Source organism: Saccharopolyspora tripterygii, assembly GCF_054778355.1.
On the sequence record NZ_BAAGZP010000002.1, the window covers coordinates 35948 to 59534 of the forward strand.

The 23587-nt window shown below is 66.2% G+C and carries 26 protein-coding genes, 1 pseudogene and 1 riboswitch; of the genes and pseudogenes, 12 read left to right on the forward strand and 15 right to left on the reverse strand.

All coding sequences use genetic code 11. The features are described from left to right. Positions 1 to 9: 9 nt before the first annotated feature. From ACYVF3_RS02370 to ACYVF3_RS02380, 3 genes are read right to left on the reverse strand one after another with little or no spacing between them, the layout of a single operon-like run. Positions 10 to 966, reverse strand: coding sequence for a hypothetical protein (locus ACYVF3_RS02370; RefSeq protein WP_406690680.1), 957 nt, complete (start codon positions 964 to 966; stop codon positions 10 to 12). A gap of 4 nt (positions 967 to 970) precedes the next feature. Beyond that, positions 971 to 1378: a pilin gene (locus tag ACYVF3_RS02375; protein ID WP_406690679.1), complete on the reverse strand. Its 408-nt coding sequence runs from the start codon at positions 1376 to 1378 to the stop codon at positions 971 to 973. Then, positions 1369 to 2241 (reverse strand): hypothetical protein, encoded by an 873-nt coding sequence (locus ACYVF3_RS02380; RefSeq protein WP_406690678.1) that lies wholly within the window; start codon positions 2239 to 2241, stop codon positions 1369 to 1371. The genes ACYVF3_RS02375 and ACYVF3_RS02380 overlap by 10 nt, the downstream gene beginning before the upstream one ends. Before the next feature lie 818 nt (positions 2242 to 3059). Between ACYVF3_RS02380 and ACYVF3_RS02385 the strand changes: the two genes are divergently transcribed. The 4 genes from ACYVF3_RS02385 (at position 3060) to ACYVF3_RS02400 (ending at position 5960) form a co-directional block, all read left to right on the forward strand. Next, entirely contained in the window at positions 3060 to 3443 is a 384-nt protein-coding gene (locus tag ACYVF3_RS02385; RefSeq protein WP_406690677.1) for a hypothetical protein, read from the forward strand. Further along, positions 3440 to 4291, forward strand: a complete 852-nt coding sequence (locus ACYVF3_RS02390; RefSeq protein ID WP_406690676.1) for a TRM11 family SAM-dependent methyltransferase — start codon at positions 3440 to 3442, stop codon at positions 4289 to 4291. The genes ACYVF3_RS02385 and ACYVF3_RS02390 overlap by 4 nt, the downstream gene beginning before the upstream one ends. A 3-nt stretch (positions 4292 to 4294) precedes the next feature. Then, positions 4295 to 4618: a helix-turn-helix domain-containing protein gene (locus ACYVF3_RS02395; protein ID WP_406690675.1), complete on the forward strand. Its 324-nt coding sequence runs from the start codon at positions 4295 to 4297 to the stop codon at positions 4616 to 4618. A 73-nt stretch (positions 4619 to 4691) separates the two neighbouring features. Then, positions 4692 to 5960 carry a tyrosine-type recombinase/integrase gene (locus ACYVF3_RS02400; RefSeq protein WP_406690674.1) on the forward strand — a complete coding sequence of 423 codons (1269 nt, stop codon included), beginning with the start codon at positions 4692 to 4694 and terminating at the stop codon, positions 5958 to 5960. 67 nt (positions 5961 to 6027) lie between these two features. Here ACYVF3_RS02400 and ACYVF3_RS02405 read toward each other — a convergent pair whose 3' ends face one another. From ACYVF3_RS02405 to ACYVF3_RS02415, 3 genes are all read right to left on the reverse strand, one after another. Next, a complete protein-coding gene (locus tag ACYVF3_RS02405) occupies positions 6028 to 7230 on the reverse strand; it encodes an MFS transporter (protein ID WP_406690673.1) in 1203 nt (400 codons plus the stop codon). An 84-nt stretch (positions 7231 to 7314) separates the two neighbouring features. Then, positions 7315 to 9786, reverse strand: a complete 2472-nt coding sequence (locus ACYVF3_RS02410) for a heavy metal translocating P-type ATPase (RefSeq protein ID WP_406690672.1) — start codon at positions 9784 to 9786, stop codon at positions 7315 to 7317. After that, complete coding sequence (locus tag ACYVF3_RS02415) at positions 9783 to 10004, reverse strand: heavy-metal-associated domain-containing protein (RefSeq protein WP_406690671.1); 222 nt, start codon at positions 10002 to 10004, stop codon at positions 9783 to 9785. The genes ACYVF3_RS02410 and ACYVF3_RS02415 overlap by 4 nt, the downstream gene beginning before the upstream one ends. Before the next feature lie 111 nt (positions 10005 to 10115). On the opposite strand from ACYVF3_RS02415, the gene ACYVF3_RS02420 reads away from it, so the two are divergent. Then, the gene (locus ACYVF3_RS02420) at positions 10116 to 10541 is read left to right on the forward strand and encodes a MerR family transcriptional regulator (protein WP_406690670.1); all 426 of its coding nucleotides are present in this window, start codon (positions 10116 to 10118) and stop codon (positions 10539 to 10541) included. Positions 10542 to 10595: 54 nt separating this feature from the next. Here the strand turns inward: ACYVF3_RS02420 and ACYVF3_RS02425 are convergent. Further along, a pseudogene (locus ACYVF3_RS02425) lies at positions 10596 to 10918 on the reverse strand (hypothetical protein); the annotation flags it as partial. Here ACYVF3_RS02425 and ACYVF3_RS02430 point away from each other — a divergent pair. Both ACYVF3_RS02430 and ACYVF3_RS02435 read left to right on the forward strand, forming a co-directional pair. Next, the gene (locus tag ACYVF3_RS02430) at positions 10892 to 11155 is read left to right on the forward strand and encodes a hypothetical protein (protein ID WP_406693300.1); all 264 of its coding nucleotides are present in this window, start codon (positions 10892 to 10894) and stop codon (positions 11153 to 11155) included. The pseudogene ACYVF3_RS02425 and the gene ACYVF3_RS02430 overlap by 27 nt on opposite strands. A 370-nt stretch (positions 11156 to 11525) precedes the next feature. Further along, positions 11526 to 11768 carry an SHOCT domain-containing protein gene (locus ACYVF3_RS02435; protein WP_406690669.1) on the forward strand — a complete coding sequence of 81 codons (243 nt, stop codon included), beginning with the start codon at positions 11526 to 11528 and terminating at the stop codon, positions 11766 to 11768. Between the two features lie 391 nt (positions 11769 to 12159). On the opposite strand, the gene ACYVF3_RS02440 is transcribed toward ACYVF3_RS02435, so the two are convergent. The 5 genes from ACYVF3_RS02440 to ACYVF3_RS02460 form a co-directional block, all read right to left on the reverse strand. Next, a complete protein-coding gene (locus ACYVF3_RS02440; RefSeq protein ID WP_406690668.1) occupies positions 12160 to 13659 on the reverse strand; it encodes a 2Fe-2S iron-sulfur cluster-binding protein in 1500 nt (499 codons plus the stop codon). Continuing rightward, positions 13614 to 14558, reverse strand: a complete 945-nt coding sequence (locus tag ACYVF3_RS02445; protein WP_406690667.1) for an FAD:protein FMN transferase — start codon at positions 14556 to 14558, stop codon at positions 13614 to 13616. The genes ACYVF3_RS02440 and ACYVF3_RS02445 overlap by 46 nt, the downstream gene beginning before the upstream one ends. Further along, positions 14548 to 14874 (reverse strand): hypothetical protein, encoded by a 327-nt coding sequence (locus ACYVF3_RS02450; RefSeq protein WP_406690666.1) that lies wholly within the window; start codon positions 14872 to 14874, stop codon positions 14548 to 14550. The genes ACYVF3_RS02445 and ACYVF3_RS02450 overlap by 11 nt, the downstream gene beginning before the upstream one ends. A gap of 3 nt (positions 14875 to 14877) precedes the next feature. Beyond that, a complete protein-coding gene (locus ACYVF3_RS02455; RefSeq protein ID WP_461152631.1) occupies positions 14878 to 15276 on the reverse strand; it encodes a hypothetical protein in 399 nt (132 codons plus the stop codon). A 343-nt stretch (positions 15277 to 15619) separates the two neighbouring features. Next, positions 15620 to 17929, reverse strand: a complete 2310-nt coding sequence (locus tag ACYVF3_RS02460; protein ID WP_406693290.1) for a heavy metal translocating P-type ATPase — start codon at positions 17927 to 17929, stop codon at positions 15620 to 15622. Between the two features lie 238 nt (positions 17930 to 18167). On the opposite strand from ACYVF3_RS02460, the gene ACYVF3_RS02465 reads away from it, so the two are divergent. From ACYVF3_RS02465 to ACYVF3_RS02480, 4 genes are all read left to right on the forward strand, one after another. Continuing rightward, positions 18168 to 18587: a heavy metal-responsive transcriptional regulator gene (locus tag ACYVF3_RS02465; protein WP_406690664.1), complete on the forward strand. Its 420-nt coding sequence runs from the start codon at positions 18168 to 18170 to the stop codon at positions 18585 to 18587. 262 nt (positions 18588 to 18849) lie between these two features. After that, complete coding sequence (locus ACYVF3_RS02470) at positions 18850 to 19305, forward strand: hypothetical protein (protein WP_406690663.1); 456 nt, start codon at positions 18850 to 18852, stop codon at positions 19303 to 19305. Between the two features lie 111 nt (positions 19306 to 19416). Then, entirely contained in the window at positions 19417 to 20475 is a 1059-nt protein-coding gene (locus ACYVF3_RS02475; protein ID WP_406690662.1) for a sulfite exporter TauE/SafE family protein, read from the forward strand. Positions 20476 to 20488: 13 nt separating this feature from the next. Then, entirely contained in the window at positions 20489 to 20710 is a 222-nt protein-coding gene (locus tag ACYVF3_RS02480) for a heavy-metal-associated domain-containing protein (RefSeq protein ID WP_406690661.1), read from the forward strand. 297 nt (positions 20711 to 21007) lie between these two features. Here ACYVF3_RS02480 and ACYVF3_RS02485 read toward each other — a convergent pair whose 3' ends face one another. Further along, complete coding sequence (locus ACYVF3_RS02485; protein ID WP_406690660.1) at positions 21008 to 21319, reverse strand: alkylmercury lyase; 312 nt, start codon at positions 21317 to 21319, stop codon at positions 21008 to 21010. Between the two features lie 324 nt (positions 21320 to 21643). Here ACYVF3_RS02485 and ACYVF3_RS02490 point away from each other — a divergent pair, with 324 nt between their 5' ends. Continuing rightward, complete coding sequence (locus tag ACYVF3_RS02490) at positions 21644 to 22165, forward strand: copper resistance protein CopC (RefSeq protein WP_406693289.1); 522 nt, start codon at positions 21644 to 21646, stop codon at positions 22163 to 22165. A 110-nt stretch (positions 22166 to 22275) separates the two neighbouring features. Here the strand turns inward: ACYVF3_RS02490 and ACYVF3_RS02495 are convergent, their stop codons facing one another. Both ACYVF3_RS02495 and ACYVF3_RS02500 read right to left on the reverse strand, forming a co-directional pair. After that, on the reverse strand, positions 22276 to 23028 hold the full coding sequence (locus ACYVF3_RS02495; protein WP_406690659.1) for a CbtA family protein: 753 nt from the start codon (positions 23026 to 23028) through the stop codon (positions 22276 to 22278). 12 nt (positions 23029 to 23040) lie between these two features. Beyond that, on the reverse strand, positions 23041 to 23232 hold the full coding sequence (locus tag ACYVF3_RS02500; protein ID WP_406690658.1) for a CbtB domain-containing protein: 192 nt from the start codon (positions 23230 to 23232) through the stop codon (positions 23041 to 23043). Between the two features lie 30 nt (positions 23233 to 23262). Continuing rightward, positions 23263 to 23436: riboswitch (cobalamin riboswitch) on the reverse strand. Positions 23437 to 23587 lie beyond the last annotated feature (151 nt).

The window sequence follows — 23587 nt, forward strand, 5'->3', positions numbered from 1 at the left end:
AATCGAGGCCTAGAAGAGCGTGACCCCGCCGGGCAGGTAGAAAAGTCTGATCGTCGCGACAAAGGCCACTGATTGAGCGACTTGCACGGCAAGCACTCCGCCGAAACAACGCCACCACCAGTAGGCGACCGCCTCGGTATGCGGCAAGGCGTGACACATCAGCATCAGTGGCGCCGCGATCAGCAACAGGACGGTGAGTGCGACTCGGACAACATAGGTGAGCAACACCGCGATGATCATCACGACGAGAACGAGAATGGTGAAAAGCACGTACAATTCGCTGATCTGACCCTCGCCTTGCGGAAGGCGCCCTCGGAGGGTGTTGGTGAATTCCGCGGCGGTCTCCGCGACTTTGCCGGGATCTCCCACGAGGACTGCGACCGACAGGGCGTTGGCGAATTCAATTGCTTTCCCTCCGAAGAACAGGGACATGTTGGATGCGGTGAACCCGACAGCGATGCGGGGAAGGATTTCTTTGACCGAGGCTCTGGCGTGCAAGGTTTGGTATGCCATCGCACTCAATCCGGCCAGGGTGATCAGCAGCCCGGAGCAGGCGAGCATGATGCGTTGTGAGCCACCCCAGATTTGTCCGACGACGGGCAATTCGTGTAGCGCGGGTGTCGCCAGCAGTGAGTGAGCCAGCCAATCCAGCACCCCGTTGAGCGCCGAGGTGGCGATGTCTTCGAAGAATCCCCAGAACCATCCTGTCAGGAACTCTTGAATCCAGCCGTGTTCCTGCGCCTCATTTCCAGCGGGTGGGGCCGGTGGGGCCGGTGGCGGGGCTGGTGGCGCCGTGCTGGGTAACGGCAACGGCGGTGCGTCCACCGGCATTGAGGACGACGGCGGAGCAGGGGCCGGGAATGGCAGTGGAATGTCCTGAGCGACGGCCACAGGCCCGCACAGCAACCACAGAACCATTCCGGCCACCATGATGGTGATACCGCGTCGCGCGGCCTGGTGGGACATGCGTTTACACCTCAAGAATTCCTTTGAGGATGGTGACCAGAATCGGCGCGAGAGCGCAGACAGCGAAGCCGTAGGCGGCGTGTTTCACGGCTTGCTTGGCCTTTTCCACCTCGCTTGGGTCCCCGCCCGCGAGCAGGTAGCGCAGCCCACCAATGGTGAGGAACAACGTAGCGACCACCGCGAGGATGCCCATGATCCAGTTGCGGGCGTTGTTCATGACCGTTTCGAGGTTGGCCGCCTCGGCGAGGACCATCTCGGGGGCCGCGTGCCCGGTCGCAGCGCCGAGCACCATGCCGGCCAGGGCAAGGCCTACCGTGAGAGCAAGTCGTGGGTGCCGTGCGGCGCGGCGTGATCGCGTGGTGTTGGTGCACACGCGGCGTTCCGGATGGGGCGCGGCGGTGGTCAGTCGCATGGGGTGTCCTCCTTGCGCACGGGCGCCGACGACGGCAGAGCGGGGTACTTCTGAACTCCGGATTCGTCGCCTGTTCGGGACATCCCGTCAGCACACCGTCGGCGACCGGAGGACGTGGCCGGGGCAGGGTTTGCTGTCCGGTCCGTGGTCGCGCCGTGGTCTTCGTTGTCGCTGTCGTCGCGGAGGTAGTCGACGAGCTTGCGTTCAGCGCGCTGCCGCTTTTTCTTGATCGCCTCGTAGCTCACGTCGTAGTGCGCAGCGACCTCGGCCAGCGGGATCCGTTCCAAGCGGGTGGCGCCGATCAGGTGCGCTTCGTCGGGGGTGATGACCTCGTCGGTGACCGCGCGGGCCAGGACGATGTCGGGGTGGCCCCACGGCCGGGGCGGGGGCGCGGAGGATGGTGTGGTGCCCGTCGGCAGGGGTGTGTCCAGGGCTTCGCGGACGGCGGCGTGTCCGGCTCGGTAGGCGGCCCATCGCAGCCGCACCATGATCTTCTTTCGTGAGCAGTCGATCTGCGCGAGCTCGGTGACGAAGCCGGCGAGCACCGCGGCTTCGATATCGGCGGCATCACCCGCGAAGCGTGAGGTCAGGGTGGCGCTGGCCCGGATCAGCGCCGGCATCGCCACTCCGACGCATCCCAGGGTCCACACCGCGCCCTCGGCGCGGGAGGCCGACACCAGGTGTGCCCACACCGCATCGCGTGTGTCCTGCGTGCAGGCCCTGCGCAGCAGGCAGTCCCGCAGCTCATCAAGCCGGAGCATCCGCCCGGGCAGGCCCGGGAAGTCGCGGCCGTCGACCGTGATCGGTTCGGGCGCGGTTACTAGCCACGAGAAGGAGTGGCGAGCGACGGCAAGCGGCGACAATTCCCGCCCACCTGGATCATTCATTGAGTTCGAGTCGGATCGCATGGCGAGACCTTTCTGCAAACGTCGAACAACGACGTCCGCATCACGCCATGCGCACCACTACACGCCTCCTACGCCTCTCTTACGAAATGCATCACGCGCCGCTACAGAAAAGCTACGAAACCACAGAAACCAAGCGGGCAAGATCGAAACCGCGCGGAAGCAAGCTGGCCATCAAAACACCACAGGACACCCTTGAACTGCGGCGTTAGCGTGCTGAAGTCGGCGCACGTGCGCTATTACGAGCACGACATCAAGATCGAATCAATTCCTTAGAAGCGATCATTCCCTCGATTCTCTGGTGCGCCATCAGCGCCGCACTAACGACCGCGAAATTTCATTCCTGTCCGTCCCCAAAATTGCACGGAGCCGGAGTTCGGAGGTGTCACAACCACGAACGGTCCGCGCCGTTCAGGGGCTTGCGGAGGAATGCGATGACCGCCTCGGACCCTCGAGAACCATCGAGCAACACCGACACAGATCCGACAAAGTCCTGTACGCAGACGACACCCGTGCGGCGCCCCGACGCGCCGACAACCGCGACGGGGGACACCACCCCGACCACTCTGTGGCCCTGTGCCACGGCAACAGCGGCCTCACTCCCGCAGCGGTGGCCCCGATCCGTACTTGACGAGATCGTTCAGGCTTTCAGCGGCGTGGGCGAGTCAGTCGCGTTCCTCAACGCAGCCCCGTCGGAACTACCGGCGCTTCACAGCGTGATCCACACCCACCAACGACGGCCAGTGGACGGAGCCGGTGCCCGAGGGGCAGTCGATTTGGCAGTCGCCGTTGTGCCGCCCGAACCCGGCCACGCCGAGACGAGCAGGCGCCTGGCTCAGCAGGCCGCGGCTGCGCTCGCCGCGAATGGCGTGCTCGTGGTGCTGACGCATCACCAGGTCCATGACGGCCGGCTGGTGGATCCCACCGGCGCGGTGGTCACCTCCGCGCAAGATGAGGACTTGCTCTACCTCCAGCACATCGTGGCCCTGCTCGCGCCGCTGCACGAGCTCACCCGGCGATCCACGGGGCCGGCATCCGGCGAGGGCTATTCCCCGCACAGCCGTGTGCACCTGGACCTGCTGGTCTTCGCCCAGCCCCGCCAGCCCGACCCCGACATGCCCACGCACCTGGCCGGACGGATCGAAGGAGCCCAGCGATGACCGATACCCACCTGCCCCCGTTGTCGGTATGGGCCACCGCTCAAGCCGCCCCGGTCACCCAGCGCAAGGGCCGCTATCTCCGCGAGTCCACCGCGCACCCGGCCAAGATGCTGCCCGCCATCGCCGCGCACGCCATCGCCCACTACACCCGGCCCGGCGACACCGTGCTCGACCCCATGTGCGGCATCGGCACCACCCTCGTCGAAGCCCTCCGCCAGCAGCGGCGCGCGCTCGGCGTCGAATACGAACACCAGTGGGCCCAGATCGCCCAGCACAACCTCGACCGCGCCCACCACACCGGCACCCGCACCCCAGGACGAGTAATCCGCGGCGACGCCCGCCAACTCGACTCCCTACTACCCTCGAAGCTCCACGGCACCGTCGGTCTCGTAGTCACCTCACCGCCCTACGGCCCCTCCACCCACGGCCGAGTCACCACCGGCGACACCGGCGTGCACAAACGGCTCCACCGCTACGGCAACACCCTCGACCGAGGCAACCTCGCCAACATCGGCCACCACCGGCTCCTCACCGGCTTCACCCGAATCCTCACCGCTACCGCCCCCTACCTCCGCCCCGGCGGGCACGTCGTCATCACCCTGCGTCCCTGGCGCGAACACGGCGAACTCATCGATCTCCCGTCCCAAATCACTACATGCGGGATTCAAGCCGGCCTAATCCCCGCCGAACGCTGTGTCGCCCTTCTCGCCCGCGTCTCCGGCGACAACTTGGTCGCGCGGGGCAGCTTCTTCCAACGCGACTTCGTTCGGAAACAACGCAGCAACGGCCTCCCCGTTCACCTCATTGCCCACGAAGACGTCATCATCTTTCGAAAGCGCGAGGGGTGACCCATGAACTCTGAAGGCCGACCGCCTCAAACAAGGCTGAGCCCTACTTCGCCAAGATCGAAGGCGATCAGTGACGGACAACAGCACAATGAAGAGCCGCGCCGCGAAACCCCAGAATTACACAATCTCCACCTCTTCACGCCCGCCGAAGCCGCCAAGATCTTGTCCGTAAGAGAATCCTGGCTTCGACGCAAAGCTGGAAACCGCGCCGTTCCTTGCACCTTCCTCGGCAAGCATCTGCGTTTCTCGACTGAAAATCTCCGTGAAATCGCACGCCAGGGATCCCAAGAACCCTGCTCTCGCCGTGGGCGACCGCGATGGCGCTGAGGTTTTAATCGAATTCACCCGAATGGCTTCCTTGCCCTCTGGCCCCGTAGGAGCGTCAATCTATCTGTCGCGCATGATCGGACAACTTGGAGAAGCAATGGCGTGGGTTGAAAAAAGAGGCAAAAGCTTGTGGCGGGTTCGCTACTTCAAGGCAGACGGCGCGCTAGGTTCCCTCAGCGGTTTCCCCACCCGAGGGGCTGCTCAGGAATACATCGAAACCATGGAAACAGACCAGCGCAAAGGAAACTGGATCGACCCCTCGGCGGGCACGATCACTCTGTCGGAATGGAGCACGCAGTGGTTTGACGCACTCGACGTCGCGGGGAACACTGAGTCCCAATACCGCAGCCTGCTGAACAATCACATCCTCCCCCGCTGGGGAAGCAGCGCTCTAACCGATATCAGCGGGACCGCCGTCAACACCTGGGCTAAGAAGATTCGAAACAGCGGCTACGCGGAAAGCACGGTCACTACCATGACCAAGCTGTTGTCGATGATGCTTGCAGATGCAGCCGACGAACGACTTATTGCAGCCAACCCCGTCCGCACCCGCAGACGCGGTAAACAACGACGCACAAAGCGAGTTGAACGGCTGTGGGCCACACCCACCCAAGTCGTGCGCATCGCCGACCAAGCTGCCGCGCTCACGGGCGCCTGGTCCGCGGCGCTGATCATCACCGCCGCCTTCACGGGTGCGCGCTGGGGAGAACTCGGCGGACTCCAACGCCACAACACCCACCTCGACGACGCCTGCATCGTCATCGACCCCGACACCGGCGCACTCCACGAGATCAACGGGCAATTTAGCCTCGGCCCCCCAAAAACAGCGGAATCTGCCCGCACCATCAGCCTTCCGCCATTTCTCGTCGACCTACTCCGCGCCCACCTCGACAGTCATGACCACCAGCACGTCTTCACGACCGCCGAAGGCGACTACCTCCGCCGCTCCAACTTCGCCCGCCGCGCCATGCGCCCCGCAGCCGACGGCAACACCGACCGCACCCATCCCGCCGTCCGAACCCGGGCGATCAAACCCGGCCTAACCTTCCACGAACTCCGCCACAGCCACAAAACCTGGATGATCGAAGACAACATCCCCGAAATCGCCCAAGCCCGACGCCTCGGCCACACCCTCGACAACGACATCCGAGAGATCTACTCCCACATCGGCCCCTCCGTCGAAAGACACCTCCTCGACACCCTCCAACAACGCTGGCACACCGCACTGTCCAACACCCTCACCCGACACATCCCGACGCCCTGGCACCCCCGGCGAACCCCACAGGCACCAACCCCGCAACGACCGCCCCACCATCCCCCAGTCATAGGCACATCACCATGATCACCGGCACTGAAGCGTCGCCCGACGGGCGGCGCTTCGGCAGTTCATATGGCGTCCGCATGAACACTCAAGATGCCGGGGCGCTTGTACGGGGCTGTTCGTGGCGGAACAGCGGAACGGCGGCTGCGGCGGCTGCGGCGGCGGCCACGCCGAATACCGTCAGCGCGACGGGGAATCCGGCGGGTAGCAGTGCGGCTTGGAAAGCGAAGCTGCCTATCCCCATGCCAGTGAACAGGGTGAAGACGTTGAGTCCCATGGCTAGGCCGCGGTTTCCGGCTAGGTCGGTGACGATTCCGCCCAGGGGTGGTTGGGTCATGTCGTAGCCCAGGGACATCACCACGATGCTTGCTTGCACGGCCAGCAGCGGCAGCGGGGTCGCCAGCAGCAGTGCGCACGCGGCGCCGAGGGCCAGTCCGGCGGGGATGATGCGGGCGCGGCCGTAGCGGTCGGCGAGTCGCCCGATGACGGGACCGAGGAGCAGGCCGGGGATGCCGTAGCCGAGCAGGGTGAGCCCGATGCCGATTTCGCCGAGCCCGAAGCGATCAACGAGGTAGACCCCGAGCCAGGTGTAGATCCCGGAGTGCAGCACGGCGTTGACCAGTACAAAGGCGTAGGTGCGTTGACCGCGGGCGGTGCGCAGCAAACTTCGGTAACCGGCGGCGACCTTGCGCCAGGGCGGCACCGAGGCCGGCCTCGGTGTGGCCGGGAGTACGGCCAGAGCGGTGCTCAGCAACACCAGCCCGAGGGCGCTGACGGTCAGGAACAGGCCGCCCCAGCCGAGCAGGGGCTCGGCGAGCGCGCCGCCGGCGGCGCCGACGGCCATTCCCCCGGCCATGCCGCCGAACAGCCACCCGAGTGCCCAACCGCGACGTTGATAGGGATACAGGTCACCGATCAAGGCCAGCCCGATCGGCACCACGCCGCTGGCGCCGATCGCCGTGACCAGCCGCATGCCGATGAACGCGGTCGCGGTGCCGACGAACGCGGTCGCGGCGGTGAGCACAGAGAACGCAACCAGGGAGGCGAGGATGACCGGTCGGCGCCCGACGCGATCGGACAAGGGCCCCCAGATGAGGGTCATGACGCCGTAGGGGACCAGATACGCCGGCACGGCCAAGCCGACCAGGCTGGGCGTGCTGGCGAAGACCTCGCCGAATGCCGGCAGGATCGGCGCGATCATGAAGATCTGCGTGAAGATCACAAACGCGGCGGTGGTCAACAGTGCCAGCATGCCCCGGGGCGCGCTGGGGTGGTGGTCGGGTTCGGACACGTCTCCTCTTCCTGATGACTGAAATGGTGTGCGCTGGGGTTGCCGGGGCTTCGTTGCTGCACCGTGGGGCGGGCGCCCGGCCTGTTAACCGGACACCCGCGTCGGCGTCGAGGAAGCGGGCTCGTCGGCGCCGGTGCCGGGCCCTAGCCGGCCGACGCTGGTGATGGCACTGATGAGCGGTGCGGGGCGGATGCCGAAAGAGTTGAGGAAGATCGTGGTCACCGAGGCTGCCATAGCCACCATCGCCCACACAGGGCTGATGAGGCCGGTGGTGGCCAGCGGGATGCCCAGCCCGTTGAATGTGAAGGCCAGACCCACGTTGGTGCGGGTGCGTCGATAGGAGAGGGCGCTGATGTCCCGCGCATCCAAGACTGCGGTGACGTCCTCGCGCAGCAGTACGAGGTCGGCGGATTCCACGGCGATGTCGGTGCCGCCGCCAGCGGCGATGCCCACATCTGCCTGCATCAGGGCTGGGGCGTCATTGATGCCGTCGCCGACCATGGCCACCCGGGTGCCGTCGGTCTGCAGCTCGCGCACGATCGCGGCCTTGCCGTCCGGGCGCACCCCGGCGTGGACCTCGGTGATGCCGAGTACCTCCGCGACGTGCCGCGCGGCGCGCTCGTTGTCACCGGTGACCAGAACCGGGACCATTCCCGCCTCGCGCATGGCCGCAACTGCGGTTTCGGCGTCCTCGCGGACCTCATCGCCCAGCGCGATCGCGCCCCGTAGCGACCCATCGGCGGCCACGGCGATGACGGTGTGCCCGGCGGCCTCGGCCGCGGAGATCCACGCCGACAGCTCGGCCAGTTCGACACCGGCGTCGGTGAGCAATCCGGCCCGGCCCACCAGTACCCGCCGGCCGTCGACCATGGCGCGCACGCCGGCACCGGTCACCGATTCGAAGTCGTCGGCGACCGCCACGGCCACGCCCGCCTCCTGGGCAGCGGCGACGACCGCGCGGGCCAATGGGTGCTCCGAATGGTTCTCGGCGGCCGCGGCTAGGCGCAGCAGCTCCTGCTCGTCGTCGACGGCTTCGACGGCCTGCACGGTGGGACGACCTTGGGTGAGGGTGCCGGTCTTGTCCAGCACGATCCGGCGCACCAGCCGGAAGGTTTGGAAGGCTTCGCCGGTGCGCATGACGATGCCACGGTCGGCGGCATGCCCGGTACCCCGCACGATCGCCAGCGGCGCGGCGATCCCGACTGCGCAGGGATAGCCCATCACCAGCACTCCGAGTGCGGCGAATACTGCACGGTGCACATCGGGCTGCCCGTCCAGCACCCAGCTTGCGCCCGGCCAGGCCACCAGCGCGATCGCGGAGATGCTCAGCACCGTCGGGGTGTAGACGCGCAGTACCCGGTCGACCAGGTGCAGAATGCCGGGTTTGAGTGCGCGGGAGTCCTCCACGTGGCGCACGACCTGGGCCAGGAAGCCCACGGCTCCGGTGGCGGTGACTTCGATCAGCAGGCTGCCGGTGCCGTTGATCGCTCCTCCCACGACTTCCTCGCCCGGCCCGCGCTCGGCCGGGACCGGTTCGCCGGTGACCAGCGAGAAGTCGATGGCCGAATACCCGGAGCGAATGCGCCCATCAAGGGGGATGCGTTCGCCGGACCGCACACGCACTCGCTGGCCGACCTCGATCCGCTCGACAGGTACCTCGGACTCGCCGGAGTCGGTGACCAGCCGGGCCAGATCGGGTTGGAGGTCCAAAAGTTTCTTGATCGACTGGCTGGAGCGGGTCTTGACCAGCAGTGACAACCACTCCGAGAAGGTGTGGTAGGTCGCCACGATAGCCGCGACCGCGAAGAATTCCGCGGTGGGGAAGTCCGCCAGGACCCCGGTCAGACCGATGATGCCGCCGGTGATGCCGGCGAACGCGCCGATCTCCAGCAGCACATGCTGGTTGAGAATCCCGCGCCGCGCGGACTGATACGCCATCCGCAAGATGTGCGGGGCCACCCCGAACACCATCATCCCCGCCAGTATCGCGGCGATCCACCCGTTGACCGGGGGATCGAGCCAGCCGGCGTACCGACTCCCCAAGGCGATCGCGCCGGGGGCAGCGACGGCGGCCGCCCACCCGGCCGCCCGCAACCGGCCGGTGGGACGCAGGATCGAAAACACCAGCGCTAGTGCGGCGATCAGCAAAGTTGCGCAGGCGAGCGTCCACCAGCCTTCGGCGATCTGCACCATCGCGGCCAGGCTCACGCCGATGGCGGTGAACAACCGCTTGCCCTCACGCAGCAGGTCGGCTTCCTCATCCTCGAACGCGCGCAGCTTGCGCGGGTCGTAGAGGTCGTAGCCGATATCGCGCAGCGTGCCCAGGATTCGATCCGGCGCGATTCGGGCAGGGTCGTAGTCGACCAGGGCTTGTTCGTGGGTCAGGCTCACCGCCACCGTGCCGACACCGTTCAGGCGGCCCAGGGACTTTTCGATCGTGCCGGTGCACAGCGAGCAGTGCAGGCCCGCGATCCGCGCCCGAATCCGCTGATGCCCAGGCGTGGGGCTCGGCTCGGAGGCCCACAACTGCGACTCTTCCGCGACGGCGGCACTCACCGTCCCGCCCCCTCGATGACCTCGTAGCCGGCGGTGTCCAACCGATCGGCCAGCACACCGCGATCGGCCAGCTCCGAGCCGACCCGGACCCGAACCTGGCCGGTGATGTGGTCGGCCGTGACCTCTCGCACCCCCTCAACCCGGCGGAGCACCGCGTCGATCCGCTGCTCGCACCCGGTGCACGACATCCCCGTCACCTGCAACACCAGCGTTTCCATGCCCCTCACTCCCAAGCCTCGACGTGCGGTTTTCCTTCGCCGAGATAAGCTAGAACCTTTCCCCAGGGGTAAGGTCAAGCATGAGAACTACCGGTACCGCAGGAGGCTGGGATGACCATGACCGTGGGCGCCGCCGCCCAGGCGGCGGGAGTGAGCGCGAAGGCCGTGCGCTTGTGGGAGTCCAAGGGCCTACTGCCGCCCGCCGAGCGCACCGAGGCCGGCTACCGCCTGTTCACTGACGACGATCTCGCCGTACTGCGCTTCATCCGCCAGGCCAAAACCCTCGGCCTGACCCTGCCGGAAATCAAGAACATCATCGACTTGCAGCGCGACGGGGCCACCCCGTGCGGACGCGTCACCGAACTTCTCGATGCGCACATCGCCGACATCGACCGCACCCTGACCGAGCTCCGTCAACTTCGCCGCTCGCTGTCCAGTGCCCGCCAAATCGCCCGCGACGGAAAACGCCGCGGTGAGCACGCCGTTGTCTGCCGAATCATCGAAAACCACACAACCGCGCCGGGGGCTAGGTCATAGCTGACCTACCCCTGGGCCGTCCGTCGCATTGCGTACCTCCTGAATTCGAGGCGATCACTCGACGCTGCTCCATGCAGCGGCGACATGCATTGCCTCCCGGCAGCAGTCTGGTCCTTTTGACGCTGCTACGTGGTGGCTAGTGGGTGCTCGCCCTGGCTCGTAGCCGCCGACGAGGTCGGTGGCGACCTCGGCGTACGTCACCTCGAACTCGGCGAGCCAGCGCTCAGCGTCGATGGCGGCAACGCAGCGCGAGCCGACCGCGGTGACCGCCTTGTTGGTAAGCCACTTGATCTTCTCGTGTCGCGGACCCGCTCCAGCATCATCTTGGACGCTCGGAATTCCTCACGGCGGTGGGTGATCGTCACCGACTTCGCGAACCCCAGGGGTTCGGGTGGCTGCTGGCCGCCGTCGGCCCCACGCTACTGACCCGATTCGTGCGCGAACCGACCCGACCAGGAATCCTCTTCAGCGCCTACGGGCTGCGCGGCCTCGTCGACCTCGTACTGGCCGCGACGACGTGGCCACTCATGGCCGCCGCAGCACTGCTGCTCTACGGCCCGGGCACCTCCACCGGCACCACCACCTTCACCAGCCTGGTCCAAGCCCACCGATGAAGCCGTGCGGGGCCACGTGTTCTCCGGGCTGGACGCTCTGTGGCAGACCTGTCGACTGGCCAGCCTCGTCCTCGGTGGCCTCCTCGCCGACAGACTCGGCATCACCGCCGTTCTACCGCCTCGGACCCGCGCTCCTCCTCACCGCCGCAGCAGCCAGATTCAGCCCCACCAACACCCATCCTCGCCGATGCGCCACAAGGCCTGATGAACGCGGCTCGAACCCCTAGGCCGCCTCCGAACACAACCGTCGGCAGCGGCTTGACGGACCTGGCCGACCCGACCACCGTGTCCCTACCCACCTACGAGGGGTATTACGGAGGACGTAGCACCTGTCCAAGCAGCGTGTCGACCGAAGGCGGTGGTTGCCGTGATGGACGGAACGATGGGTATGGGCATGGGCCTGCTCGCGATCCTATGGGGCCTGGTTGGGCTTGCGGTGCTTGCGCTACTCGTGCTGGCAATCATGTGGCTGATCAGGTCACTGACAAACCAGGGCCAGCTGACACGGCAGCGCGAAGACCCAGCGGAAGCAGAGCTCCGGCGTCGCTATGCGGCGGGCGAGCTCGATCGGGAGGAATACCAGCGCCGCCTGGGCGACCTCCGGGGCCCCTAAAAGGGCTCCACCGGGCTTAGCCGCTCGTGCAGCATGGGGCGCACGTGTGCTTGTGCCTACAGAAGGCACGGATGGGAATGCGGCCTGGGCTCGACTGGTCAACGACTAACGAGATGTCAACCCTGCACCCGACTGGAACAAGGGGGCTGGGCGCCACAGCGACAGCGCCCAGTTCCGCGTGAACAGGCAGGACAGCGCGAAGGTGATCCTCTGCGCCCAGAGACGCAGCCTCTCGATTCGCGGCACCCGCACCAATGCCAACGGTGAATCGCGGCCGACAGAGTCCGCGAGCAACCCTGCATCGGTACACGCCCGCCACGTCGCGGAGCATCACCACCCCGCGTTTTGCACCGGTCGCAGCCATTCCATGCTGAAGGGCGCGACAGTCTAGTTACAGGTCGACGGTCAGTTTCGGGCTGCGGGCGCGTGAGACACAGGGGTAGACCACATCGCGGCGATCACGCTCATCGGGCCGCAACACGGTGTCACGATGATCGGGAATGCCTTCTAGGACAACGAGTTCACACGTACCGCAATATCCTTCCTCGCAGGAGGCCGGAGCGTCGGGCACTGCATCTCGGACCACGTCCAGCAGGCTGCGGTCGGCCGGGACCGGCAGGATTCGTCCGCTGCGTCGCAGTTCGACCTGGAAATCGGCGGTTGCAGCACCGGCAGCGGCGAAACGCTCGGTGTGCAGGTGCCGGTCAGGAAAGCGGGTGGCGACGATCTGCTTCACCGAGGTGAGCAACGGTTCGGGACCGCAGGCGTAGACGGCCGCTCCCGGCGGAGTTTCGGCCAGCGCATCGGCGAGGTCGGGCAGACCATCGGTGTCTTCGCGGACAAGGTGCACGCGATCGCGGTCTAACGCCAGGAGCTCCTCCGTGAAGGCCATTGCTGCGCCGGAGCGGGCGCCGTAGATCAGGCTCCATTCCCGTCCGGCTTCGGCCACCGCTCGAACCATGGGCAGCAACGGGGTGATACCGATGCCGCCAGCGATGAACAGGTAGTGGTCAGCCAGCACCAGGGGAAACCGGTTCCGCGGGCGGCTGATGGCTACTCGCTGGCCCGCCCGCAGCGCGTGCACCTCATCTGACACGCCGCCTGCCGGAACGTGGAGCACACCGATGCGGTACGTGTTCAGGTTCGCTGGGTCGCCACACAGCGAGTACTGGCCGATCTGTCCAGACGGCAGGACGAGATCGACATGCGCACCGGGTTCCCACGCAGGTAGCCGCACGCCGTGCACGCTGGAGAGCTCCAACGCGATGATCTTGTCAGCAACGGGGCGGATCCCGGCCACGATGACGGGTTGGGTTCCGGGCGGCTCTACGGCCTCAGCAGGTTCCGCGGGGGCCGAGGTGTCGGCGCTGGCTCGTCTTCCGGCGAGCAGTCGGTAGAGGCTGAAGAACCCGACGATCCAGATCAAGACGATGCCGGTCCCGAGCACGACCGGGTCGTCTGTTCCAGCGGTGAAGGCGTGCACGGTCGTCAGCCCGAACACGGCGAACGCGCTGCGGTGGACGTAGGACCACCACCGATGCGGGATGCGCTGGCTGAGCAGGGAAGTCGCTTGGATGGCGACGAGCAGATATGCAGCGATCACGCCCCAGGCCACCGCGGTGGGTCGGTAGCTGGAGGTGAACGGGATCAGTAGCTGGGGCAGCCCGATGTTCACCCAGGTGTCGGCGAGTAGCGCAAAAGCGTGCACAGCGAGGAAGGTCAGGGACAGTGCGGACACGAAGCGGTGCAGGTCTCGCAGGCGCGCTGCGTTCACTCGCTTGCCGAGCACGCGGGTCGAGAACAGCAATCCCAACACAACCGTGGTCGATAGCAGCCACCAGGACATCAGTCCGCCGACGCGCGCGAGGTACCACCAGATTCGGGGGTCCACGTGACATACCTTTCCCAATTGCCGACCGGGTGCGCCGCTCCGTCCCCAGTGACGAGCACACCGGCCACGCCATGGGATTCCAGCAGGGTCGTCCCGGCAGACATGCCGGCGATCAGCGCCGCCTTGGCCAACACCTCGGCCCAGGAGGCGTCGCCGGCCACCACCGTGACGGTGGCGACCTCGCTGGTTGCGGGCATTCCGGTGCGCGGGTCGATGAGGTGGTGCAGTTCCCGCCCTTGCCGTTGCCAGCGGCGTCGAAGCCGGGTGGAGGTGGCCACTGCACCATCGGCCAAGGCCAGCCACGCCAGGTCCGTGTCCGGGTCGGCCTCGTCTGCCACGGCACTGTCCCAGGCCACACCACTGGGCGGCGAGCCCGCCATTCGAACGTCGCCGCCCAGATTGACAGACGCCCCTTCCGCTCCTGCGGTGAGCAATTCGTTGACCAGGAGATCGGCTGCGTAGCCCTTGCCGATGCCCCCCAGATCGAGTTGGACGCCGGGAGGTAGGTAGACGCGATCTGCTTTGAATTCGATGTCTGCGCAGCCGGGAGCAGGCACAGGCGGCGCCTCGGGCAGCGGTCCGTCCCGCAACGTCTCGAAGCTGCCGCTGTAGCCAGCGGTTTTCAAGGCAGGCAACACGGTCGGATCGAACAGACCACCGGTCACCTCCCACGCCCGCACCGCGGCGTGCACCACCCACAGCGTCGGAGCGCAAACCCGGACCCATCGGCCCTGCAAGCTGTTCAGCCGGCACAATTCGCTGTCCGGTTGGAACCGGGACCACAACGATTCAAGCTGGCCCAGCAGGGTTTGTGCCCGAGCCAGCAGCTCGGGGGCTCCGCCGGTTACCACGAGATGCCCGGCGGAACCCATCACCGGAAACCGTGCTTCAGCTGCCACTGCTGCGCGCCATGGGATTTGCCGCCATGGTCTGGGCCTGAGGCGGCGCGGGTGCGGCAGAAGAGTTTTCGGCCGTCTTGCCGCCGCCACATCCGCTGCCGCTGCTGCGGGTAGCAGGCCCCGGCGCCCCCTGAGCCTCGGGCGCGGGAGTCGCCGCCGTGGGTGCGGCATTGGCCACCGGCGACGATGGAGAGGCGTCGCCATTGGCCAGCAGAGGTATCAGCAGTGTGGCACCGGCAATGCTGGCCGCGGCAACGCCCACCCGCAGCGCTGTGCGGCGATCCTGTTCCTGGGCGGCACCAGACTCCTCGGCCATGGATCACATGCCTCCCATGCCGCTGTTCGGTGCAGGAGCCGCACCGCCGTTCGGCGCGGGGTTCATGCCATTGTTGTTCGGTGCGGGACTCATGCTGTTCATCCCGCTGTTGAACGGCATCCACATGTAGCCCGTGCCGCTGAAGGGCATCCACATCCCGCCCGTCCCATTGCTGGGCATTGCGGTGCCATTGTTCGGCATACCCATGCCATTCATGGTCATACCGCCGTTGGGCATCATGCTCATGCCGTTCATGCCCATGCCGCTACCCTGACCATTCGGCATCATCCCCATGCCGTTCATGCCCGTGCCGTTGTTGCCCATCATGTTCGGCATTCCGTTCATCATGCCCATGCCGCCACCCTGGCCATTCGGCATCATTCCCATACCGTTCATGCCCATACCATTCATCATGTCCATGCCATTCGGTTGGCTGGGCTGCCCCATGCCGTTCGGTTGGATGGGCTGCCCGGGTCGCTGGTCGGGGGACGACGGCGCAGGTGCCGTGGGGGGCGGCTGCGGGGCGTCCGAAGTGGCGCTAGCGACCGCCACACTAGTCGTGACACCAACCGTCACGACGCCTGCGGCGAGAGCGAGGGCCGTGCGATGTTTGATTTGCCCTAGCTTGAATGACACTTTTTCCTCCATTCCTAGGGGTGCATGCCGCGCATACACCTCTGATCTTCAGAGCTCAATTCCACAATTTCTTACCACCGGTATGCCAAGCTTCCGGGGGAAAGTGGCCTCATTTGCGAACGGTCGGCTGGAAATTTCGCAGTCGCAGGCTGTTGGTAACGACAAACACCGATGAAGTCGCCATTGCTGCCCCGGCGATGAGCGGGTTGAGCAGGCCGAAACCGGCTAGTGGCAAGGCGGCAACATTGTAGAAGAACGCCCAGAAGAGGTTGCCCTTGATCGTGGCGAGGGTCTTGCGGGCGAGTCGAATTGCATCTGCGGCGGCTTGCGGGTCTCCCTTGACCAGGGTCAGGTCGGCGGCGGCGATGGCCGCGTCGGTTCCGGTTCCCATTGCCAGGCCGAGGTCAGCCTGGGCCAAGGCGGCGGCGTCGTTGACACCGTCGCCGACCATTGCCACGACTTTTCCTTCACCCTGGAGCCGTTTGACTTCATCGACCTTTTCCTCGGGGTGGACTTCGGCGATGACCTCGTCGATCCCGACTTGGGTGGCGACGTGCTTCGCTGCCGCAGTGTTGTCACCAGTAAGCAGTACGGGCCTCAGCCCCAGTTCCTTGAACTGGGCAACCGCATCAGCGCTGGTCTTCCTGACCGTGTCGGCTACGACGAGCGCGGCGCGAATCTGTCCTTCCCATGCGGTGAAAACGACGGTGTTTCCGGCGCTTTCGGCTCGTTGCTGAGCCTGAGCGAGAGAGACTGGAACGTCCAGGTTGTCTTGGCTGGCCAGCCAGCTCGCGCGTCCGGCGAGGATCGTCCGGCCTTCAACGGTGCCGGTGACGCCACTTCCGGCGTGATTGGCGAACCCTGTGACGGCGGGGAGGGCCGAGTTCCTGTCTGCGGCGGCGTCCGCGATCGCGCGGGCGATCGGATGCTCGCTGGCGTTCTCCAAAGCGCCTGTCAGGCGCAGAATTTCCCCGTCGTCCTCGCCCTCGGCGGCCACGACTTCGGTCAGGCTCATCCGTCCCTCGGTGATCGTGCCGGTCTTGTCCAGCACGATCGTGTCGATGCGCCGGGTTGACTCCAGCACCTCGGGACCACGGATGAGCAGGCCGAGCTGAGCACCTCGACCGGTGCCGACCATCAGAGCCGTCGGCGTGGCCAGTCCGAGCGCGCACGGGCAGGCGATGATGAGCACAGCGACCGCCGCGGTCAGCGCCATCGACCCGGGGTGGCCCAGGAACAGCCAGGCGATCAGGGTCTCGGCCGCCAGCAGAATGACTACTGGGACAAAGATCGCGGAGATCTGATCAGCCAGCCGCTGCACCTCGGCCTTGCCTGTTTGAGCGTCCTCGACCAAGCGGGCGATCTGTGCGAGTTTGGTGTCCGCGCCGACCCGGGAGGCGCGCACCAGCAGTTGACCTCCGGCGTTGACGGTCGCGCCGGTCACCACGTCGCCCGCGCTGACCTCGACGGGCAGTGATTCGCCCGTCAGCAGGGATTCGTCCACGGCCGAGGAACCTTCCACCACGACGCCGTCGGTGGCGATCTTCTCCCCCGGTCGCACGAGGAATTCTGCGCCGACCTCCAACTGGTCGATCGGGATACGCTCCTCGCGTCCGTCGCGCACGACGGTGACGTCTTTGGCGCCGAGATTCATCAGGGCTCGGATCGCCTCGCCGGCGCGTCTGCGAGCACGCGCCTCGAAGTAGCGGCCTGCAAGGATCGCTGCGGTCAGGGCCGCGGCCACTTCCAGGTAAACCTCTGCCGAGCCGTGCGTGTTCGAACTGGGAATGAGCGAGAACGCCATCGTCATTCCGGGCTCGCCCGCGCCGCCGAAGAACAGCGCGTACACGCTCCACGCCCACGCCGCCAGCACACCAAGTGAGACCAGGGTGTCCATCGTGACCGCCCGGTGGCGCAGGTTCAGCACAGCTGCCCGGTGGAACGGCCACGCCCCCCACAACGCAACAGGAGAAGCCAACGCGAAGACCAGCCACTGCCAAAATCTGAACTGCGCGGCGGGCACCATCGACAGCACCAACACCGGCGCGGTCAAGAGAACCGAGACCAGCAATCGATCCCGCAGAGCCCGCACGCGCCGTTGCTCATCATCAAGAGGACCCCCGGCACCCTCAACCTCACCCGGCGTTGCCTGGGGCGTCGGAGAGGCAGGAAGACTCGCGCCGTATCCCGTGCCCCGCACCGTGGCCACCAGGTCCTCCGGCGCAACGTCATCGGAATGGGCAACGCGTGCGCTGGCGGTGGCGAAGTTCACCGACGCACTCACCCCGGGCAGCTTGTTCAGCTTGCGCTCGATTCGGGCAGCGCACGACGCACACGTCATGCCCGTGATGGACAAGTCGGTCTGCACCGAGCGAGTCGCATCAGTCCGGTCCGGAGATTCGAGTTCGGTCGTGGTCATATCAGGCTCGCCCCTCGGTGCCGAGCCCAGGAAGATCGCGAACGAGGTTTGCGACCGAAGCCGCTCGGCCGTTCGTCAACTCCAGCTCCAGCGTCACGCCTCGGACACGCTGCGCCCGGCCGCTCCTGGACTCGGTCATGCCCACTCCTCAACGTGGTCCTTCGATGTGGCCACGGCGGACAGCCGCGTACTCTGACCGTTACACTTCCAGTGCACTGGAAGGGCAAGGGGAGGGAACATGAGAATCGGAGAAGTTGCCGAACTCACAGGAACGAACACCAAGACCATTCGCTTCTACGAGGAAGCGGGCGTTCTTCCCGCGCCCTCGCGCACGCCTAGTGGCCAACGCGACTACGGTCCGGACACCGCCGACCGGCTTCGATTCATCCGACGGTGCCAGGCTGCCGGGATGACCTTGCGCGAAGTGCGCCAGATCCTCGCCGTGCACGAGCGCGGCGAAAGCCCCTGCAGCCACGTCGGGCACGTCCTCAACGAACGACTGGACGGTGTGCGCGCCCAGATCGCCGAACTCATCACCCTGGAAACCCACCTGGAACGCCTGCTCGCTCACGCCGAGCAAGGCCCTCCCAGCGAGCACGACTACGCCAGCGTCTGCTGGATCTTGGAAACCGAACCTCCCGACGCCCCTCGCCAGTGACGAGGAAGCCTCAGTCATCGCACTCCGGCGATCGCCCGACCGAGGCGCACTTAAGCCCGCCCCGAAAGACCGCTATGCCGGGTTTCCCAGCCCCATCGTCTCCATTCCTGGACTCATAAACAATGACGTGGCTCCAAGCGGCGGGCCGATACCTGGCCCCGCCCCACACTTCCGCAGCTACGAAACTGGCGCGTTCTTGATCCCACGTCCAACCGAGGGGGCGCGTCGTGGTGGCGGTAGTACGTACGTAACCTGGGGCCCGATGCGTGCGTCCCACCAGGTCCGAGCCGTGCGAGGATTCCTCGCCCGGCTCGTCGCGGTGCTCACGGTGATCGCTGGACTGGCCCTGCTCCACGCCCCGCAGTGCACCGATGGCATGACACCGGTCATCGACATGACCACCGCAGCCGAGCACGTGGCATCCGATTCCAGCCACGCCATGGCTGCCGGCACCATCGACGCATCAAACACCAACGCGGGCGTTCAGGACCGGCACCTCGGTGACGGGGCCAGAGTCGACGACGGCATGACCGCTATGCCGAAGAACGTGCTCATGAGCTGCTTGGCACTCCTGATCGTCATCGTCGGGCTCCTGGCGATTCTGCGCCGCCCCGAGATGCGCGTCGTTCTCCGCCTGATCGGGAGCAGCGTGTCCGCACCCCGGGCGCCGCCACCGCTTCCCCCCAGTCTCATTCAACTCTGCATCCTGCGGACGTAGGAGAAGTCTGCCCACGGACCGCACGATCCGTCGTGCGGCCATAACCCTGCGCCTTGAAAGCCAGGGCTACCTCGACTTCCCTACTTCTTCCTTTTCGCAGGAGGTTCCCTCATGGATCTGATCGCAGTTTTGCTCACCGGCCTCCTCGCCGGTGGTGTTTCATGCGCCGCGGTCCAGGGCGGACTGCTTGCCGGCTTGATCACCCGCCAGCATCGCAACGCCACCCCCGCCGAGACCGGAAACACCACAGTGCGGACCAAAACAACCCAGAGGCCGCTCAATCAGCTCGCCGACGATGTCGCACCAGTCGGTGGCTTCCTGATCGGCAAGCTCGTCTCCCACAGCGTGCTCGGCGCACTGCTAGGCACACTGGGCACGGTCGTGCAGATGTCAGTTGGCACCAGGACCGCGTTGCAGCTGATCGCCGGTGTGGTGATCTGCGTGCTGGGACTTTCCCAGCTCGGCGTGCCCGGTTTCCGCAAAATCGTCATCGAACCACCGCTGTCATGGATGCGGATCGTGCGCGACAGCTCGCGTTCCCAATCCGCGCTGGCGCCGACGCTGCTCGGCCTGGTCAGCGTGCTCATCCCGTGCGGCGTCACACTGTCGGTGGAAGCGCTGGCGCTGACCTCCGGCTCACCACTGTCGGGCGCGGCGATCATGGCGACATTCGTCGTTGGCACGAGCCCGCTGTTCGCGCTCCTCGGCTACGCCGCCCGCAAGGCAGCCACCGCGTGGCGCAGTCGACTCGCCGTCCTCACCGGCATCGCAGTGCTGATCACCGGTCTCTACACGCTCAACGGCGGGCTCGAACTCGCCGGTTCGCCGCTGGCCGCCAGCCGACTCGCCCAAGCGGCCACCGCCGAAGCACCCCCGGCGCCAGGCACCGTTACCGTGCAGAACGGACACCAGACCGTGGTCGTCACCGCCAGCTCCAGTGCCTACAGTCCCGCCAACGTCCAAGTCCGCGCGGACCTGCCCACAACACTGATCATCCAATCGGACAACGCCCAGGGATGCATCCGCTCGTTCATCATCCCCTCCCTGGGCATCGATAAAATCCTGCCCACGCGAGGACAAACCCCGATCGAGCTCGGCACGCTACCCCGCGGACCGCTGGCCTACTCCTGCGGCATGGGCATGTACACCGGCACGATCACCGCCGCCTGACAAGGAGACCCCAATGCCCACGACCACAGCCACCTTTCGCGTCACCGGCATGCACTGCGGAAGTTGCAGCCTGCTCATCGACGACGTTCTCGAAGACCTACCCGGCGTGCGCTCCACGCGCACATCGGTGAAGGACGAACGCACGGTCGTCGAACTAGACACCGCCATGTCCAACCCCACCGACGTCATCGCCGCCATCGACGAGGCCGGCTACCAAGCCGAACACATCGGATAAGCCACGAATACCGACAGCCGGCGCCGCGCGGTGCTCCGATGACCCGGAGGACCGCGCGGCGCCGAGCCGTGCGATTTCAGCTCTCACGGTCACGATGGACGGACTGCGACCCGTGCGATGAGCCGTGGATCCGGAGCACATCACGTCTGACACACCCCGGCGGAATCAAGGCCCACGCACGGTTCGTACCTCGGCCTGCTGAGCGTCGACGATTCGCTGCGCCGGCGTCGAAGAAGGAGCTCCGTGCACGGCGCTGCCGAAGCCGCAGCGCACCTGGGTCCGCGCTGGAGATCATCCTCACCGGGACGGATTCTGGCCGAGCAGCGCCTGCCGCAGCTGCGACACTGATGGCGCGCCCGAGACTCGACCGTCGGCGTCGCGGTAGAGCCGGCAGGACACATTCGCCGCGAGGCCAGGCTCGGCGAACGGATCGATCCCGTCGACCAGCAACGTCGGCGACCCGGTCATACCGGCCCGAACGGCCACTGCGGGGTCGTCGATCACTTGCACCGCGACCTCGAGGTCGACATCGCCGAACGCGTCCTGGAGCCGCTGTCGCAACAGGGGCGCGTTCGGGCAGTCGGGCACTTGCAGGATGTCCAACCTCATCGCCGTTCCGCCCGCCTCACTCGCAGCGCACGCAGCACTGAGCATCGCCGATCGGCCCTGGCTGCAAGCTCACTGCCGCGCACACCACGCCGTACTCAGTCGGGAGCGAGCCCAGCCGAGCTGGCGCACTGACTCCACCTTATTCCTCTCAGACTCACTACTCTACTATCCAGCGTAGTGATCTGCTGGAAACGCTGGCGGGTGCTCCGGCTTTCGGGCACAACGGTGCGCCGTCTACTACGAGGAGCGACGGTGACCCGTACCTCTCCGCAACCTCACTTCATCTGCTGCACCGACACAACTGTGAAAATCTTTCGCCGAGCGATGCTGTGCACGATCGTGGCCCTCGGGATCGGAGCAATTCAACTGCCCGCAGCAGCGCATACCAGCCTGGCCGGAAGCGTTCCAGCCAGCGGCGTTGCTCTTGAGCACTCCCCCGGCACCGGCCGATTCCGCCTCAGCGAACCAGGCAGCCCGAGCCTGCTCGACGTGGCGCTCACTGGCCAAGTTCAGGCTCTCCCAGTAGCACAGCAAACGAGTCAGCGTGACAACGTTGCAACACAACCATTTCCGTTGTTGAACAACGGAAGCTACGCACTGGTCCATCAAGTCGTCCATGCCGGCACTCAGCGGGCCACAGCCCCTGCGTCATTTGCAGCCCCCGCTTCCACAGCCGGACCTTCAGCCTATTCGGACAATGGCTCAGTGGCTCCACTCTCGAGGCCACACGACGAAAGCAACTATGAAACCGGCTCTTTCGTCTGGCTGGTTGGCGGAGGCGCCTTGTTCACGCTTCTGCTGGCTGTTGCGGCGGTCGTCGTTCTCTTCAGGGGCCGCGATCACTAGGTCCCGTTCCCAACTGGACCCAAACGCACTGTCAGCACCCCGAATCGCGCCCGCAGCGAGCTAAGACCCCGCCCGTCCTTGAGGTGACGAAGGCCGGGCGGGGACCGTCGCTATGGTGTCGTTGCCGGTGAGGCTGTCGTGGTCACTCGTTGTTTTCGGGGCTCGTTGAGCAGACCGAAGGCGAAACCGAGGACCGCCCACATTCCGGCGAGTTCAGCGAGTGAGGCCAACCGGAAGCGCCACAGCAACGCTGCGGGCACGTCCGGAGGGACGGGGTCCGGGTTCGAGGGACACGACCACAGGACGAGGCCGGTCAACACGATGCCTCCGACAGCTGCAGCGGTACTGCGGCGTGCCTGCGACCAACCGTGAACGGCCAGGTACCGGTGTAGGTAGCCCACCGCGTGCAGGATCGCGATGCCCACCACGATCAGCGAGAAGTACGCGACCGTGCGGAAAGTGACCGACTCCGGAGCCCCGACCCCTGGTGGGTTCGCAGGATACTTCAGCGCCGGTAGCAGCGACACGGCCAAAAACCCGGCCGCAGCGAGCTGGAGGCTCCGTCCGAAATCGGTGCGTGCGGGCAGCCGGTGCCGGTTGTGGGCGAACACGACCGCGAAGATCGCCCCGATCGCCAACCCGACGACAAGGGCGGCGACCATGCCGCCGACCACCTGAGTGGAGCGGCTGAACAATTCCTCGTGGGCGTGCTCACCGGCGGCCTGCGGGCGTGCTTCCTCGACATCGAGCGCAGCGCGGAGCGGGGTTTCGACCAGCAGAAGCGAGACCAATGCGGCCGTGAGGCCGGCGAGCAGCCCGGCCAGCAAGCCCCGCCGCAGGAAAGTGGCGAATGGCGAGCTCATGGGTGTCCCCGTTCAGTGGCAGGGCACGCCGAGAGCGTGGCGGCCGTCGTGCGTGAACTCGTGGACGGTGTCCGCCGCCTGCGCGAGCACGGCACCGTTTTCCTGAAGCACGACGTAGAGCAGAACGATCGCGAACGCGGCCAAGGCCCAAGCCCAGACGGGAACTTGGATGCGCTGTGCAGCGGGCAGACCAGCGGTGGTCATGTCAAAACCTGCCTTCCATCTCTCGTGGAACGTGGTGTTACTGCCGCAGCCGGTCTCCTGGCTTCCGGATCGGCGCTCCCCTTGGCCTTCCCAGACACCAACGCGGTGCCCAGTGGCGAGATCAGGGTCGCTCCCCGGTCACAGTGGCGAGGACCACGCCGGATTTCCACCGGCTTCCCGTGCACTGCGGCAGCAGAAGAGTACGAGGAGATCGCCGAGCCCACAACAGCCGATCCCGCGACGAACCTCACTGCATCGGTTCTCCTGCACATCAGGTCCAATGCCGGGGTGCAGGATTCATCAAAAGCCGCTCTGGACCAGACCACTCGCTCGCTGGCACGGCCCCTCGCCGGCG

What these genes read in the sequence shown, in the direction of transcription:
- ACYVF3_RS02460 (WP_406693290.1), bottom strand. Translation starts at nt 17,929, where the DNA reads ATGACCACGACCGAACTCGAATCTCCGGACCGGACTGATGCGACTCGC.
- ACYVF3_RS02420 (WP_406690670.1), top strand. Translation starts at nt 10,116, where the DNA reads ATGACCATGACCGTGGGCGCCGCCGCCCAGGCGGCGGGAGTGAGCGCG.
- ACYVF3_RS02500 (WP_406690658.1), bottom strand. Translation starts at nt 23,232, where the DNA reads ATGACCACCGCTGGTCTGCCCGCTGCACAGCGCATCCAAGTTCCCGTC.
- ACYVF3_RS02495 (WP_406690659.1), bottom strand. Translation starts at nt 23,028, where the DNA reads ATGAGCTCGCCATTCGCCACTTTCCTGCGGCGGGGCTTGCTGGCCGGG.
- ACYVF3_RS02485 (WP_406690660.1), bottom strand. Translation starts at nt 21,319, where the DNA reads ATGAGGTTGGACATCCTGCAAGTGCCCGACTGCCCGAACGCGCCCCTG.
- ACYVF3_RS02470 (WP_406690663.1), top strand. Translation starts at nt 18,850, where the DNA reads ATGCGTGCGTCCCACCAGGTCCGAGCCGTGCGAGGATTCCTCGCCCGG.
- ACYVF3_RS02400 (WP_406690674.1), top strand. Translation starts at nt 4,692, where the DNA reads ATGATCGGACAACTTGGAGAAGCAATGGCGTGGGTTGAAAAAAGAGGC.
- ACYVF3_RS02465 (WP_406690664.1), top strand. Translation starts at nt 18,168, where the DNA reads ATGAGAATCGGAGAAGTTGCCGAACTCACAGGAACGAACACCAAGACC.
- ACYVF3_RS02375 (WP_406690679.1), bottom strand. Translation starts at nt 1,378, where the DNA reads ATGCGACTGACCACCGCCGCGCCCCATCCGGAACGCCGCGTGTGCACC.
- ACYVF3_RS02480 (WP_406690661.1), top strand. Translation starts at nt 20,489, where the DNA reads ATGCCCACGACCACAGCCACCTTTCGCGTCACCGGCATGCACTGCGGA.
- ACYVF3_RS02370 (WP_406690680.1), bottom strand. Translation starts at nt 966, where the DNA reads ATGTCCCACCAGGCCGCGCGACGCGGTATCACCATCATGGTGGCCGGA.
- ACYVF3_RS02395 (WP_406690675.1), top strand. Translation starts at nt 4,295, where the DNA reads ATGAACTCTGAAGGCCGACCGCCTCAAACAAGGCTGAGCCCTACTTCG.
- ACYVF3_RS02490 (WP_406693289.1), top strand. Translation starts at nt 21,644, where the DNA reads ATGCTGTGCACGATCGTGGCCCTCGGGATCGGAGCAATTCAACTGCCC.
- ACYVF3_RS02435 (WP_406690669.1), top strand. Translation starts at nt 11,526, where the DNA reads ATGGACGGAACGATGGGTATGGGCATGGGCCTGCTCGCGATCCTATGG.
- ACYVF3_RS02390 (WP_406690676.1), top strand. Translation starts at nt 3,440, where the DNA reads ATGACCGATACCCACCTGCCCCCGTTGTCGGTATGGGCCACCGCTCAA.
- ACYVF3_RS02415 (WP_406690671.1), bottom strand. Translation starts at nt 10,004, where the DNA reads ATGGAAACGCTGGTGTTGCAGGTGACGGGGATGTCGTGCACCGGGTGC.
- ACYVF3_RS02455 (WP_461152631.1), bottom strand. Translation starts at nt 15,276, where the DNA reads ATGGGCATGAACGGTATGGGAATGATGCCGAATGGCCAGGGTGGCGGC.
- ACYVF3_RS02450 (WP_406690666.1), bottom strand. Translation starts at nt 14,874, where the DNA reads ATGGCCGAGGAGTCTGGTGCCGCCCAGGAACAGGATCGCCGCACAGCG.
- ACYVF3_RS02475 (WP_406690662.1), top strand. Translation starts at nt 19,417, where the DNA reads ATGGATCTGATCGCAGTTTTGCTCACCGGCCTCCTCGCCGGTGGTGTT.